Genomic DNA, 1,194 nt, shown 5'->3' with positions numbered 1-1,194 from the left:
CTAGGTCGTGAACTCATAAATGCTGGATGATTGAGACGCTGGAAAGCAATCACCCGTCGGCCTACAATCTGACTATGCCGTTCGCCCGCAAATTAATTCTTCATGTTCCGGTATCGGATGAGACCTTGCTCGATGGCTTTGTTGAGCAATGTCTGAATGACGGTGTATCGCTCGTGGCCGTGGTCGGACCGGGCTGCGCGAGGGTTGAAGACATTATCGACGAGATCGTCGTCGGTGACGGAAGCGACGAGACACGCTTTATATGCACGACTTCTCACCCCGATGAGCCATTTGAGGATGTGTTGAACATGGCTAGGACGTGGGAGTTCGAGCGCGGCGATCCCGTCGAAGAGGTCCGGCTGTAAGAGTCGTTGACCGCCCGCAATTTAGGCTTCCATATCACGCCGTTTTCTGATTCAGGCTCCACATGAGCCGATATGACCTGACTGACTTCGAATGGCGCGCGATCGAGCCGCTGTTGCCCAACAAGCCGCGAGGAGTGCCGCGCGTTGACGACCGCAGGGTGCTGAACGGCATCTTCTGGGTGCTGCGATCGGGTGCGCCATGGCGCGATCTGCCGGAGCGATACGGCCCGCGCACCACCTGCTACAATCGCTTCGTCCGATGGCGGAAAGCAGGTGTGTGGGACCGCCTCATGGATGCCATCACCAAAGCCCATGACGGCACGGTGCAGATGATCGACACCTCCATTGTTCGCGTGCATCAGCAGGGCGCGACGGCAAAAAGGGGGATCGAGATCATTGTCTCGGTCGTTCCCGAGGCGGGCTGACAACCAAAATCCATGCTCTTGTCGACGCCCAAGGCAGGCCGATCAAGCTGACGCTCACGGCAGGCCAGATGAGTGACATCGCCTCCGCAGCGGACTTGATCAAGGAATTGCCGGAGGGGGCCATGCTACTCGCCGACAAGGGCTATGATGCCAACGCCTTGCGCAATGCTGTCACCGAGCGAAAGGCATGGGCCAACATTCCGCCCAAGGCCAACCGCAAGGACGCGATCTGCTTCAGCCCCTTCCTCTACAAGGCGCGCAACCTCGTCGAACGCTTCTTCAACAAGGCCAAGCAATTCCGTCGTATCGCAACCCGATACGACAAGCTGGCTGAGAACTATCTTGCCGCTCTCAAACTCGTCGCAATCCGCATCTGGCTACGCGGTAATGAGTCTACGTCCTAG

At 58.0% G+C, this 1,194-nt stretch carries 2 protein-coding genes; both read left to right on the top strand.

Annotation, left to right across the window (positions count from 1 at the left end; all coding sequences use genetic code 11):
- The first annotated feature begins 26 nt into the window (after positions 1-26).
- On the top strand, positions 27-365 hold the full coding sequence (locus tag NKH73_RS32515; protein ID WP_245490608.1) for a DUF7684 family protein: 339 nt from the start codon (positions 27-29) through the stop codon (positions 363-365).
- A 62-nt stretch (positions 366-427) separates the two neighbouring features.
- Positions 428-1,194, top strand: a protein-coding gene (locus NKH73_RS32510; RefSeq protein WP_127298047.1) for an IS5 family transposase whose coding sequence is annotated in 2 segments (ribosomal slippage) — positions 428-740 and positions 740-1,194 — 768 coding nt in all. Because the reading frame shifts where the segments join, the coding sequence is not laid out codon by codon here.

This window comes from Mesorhizobium sp. M0938 (assembly GCF_040319125.1).
GTDB lineage: Bacteria > Pseudomonadota > Alphaproteobacteria > Rhizobiales > Rhizobiaceae > Mesorhizobium > Mesorhizobium robiniae.
Note: the sequence above shows the minus strand (reverse complement) of the source record. Positions and strands in the feature narration are given on the sequence as shown.

Excerpts from the sequence above, each read along its gene's own strand:
- NKH73_RS32515 (WP_245490608.1), top strand. The coding sequence starts at position 27 with ATGATTGAGACGCTGGAAAGCAATCACCCGTCGGCCTACAATCTGACT.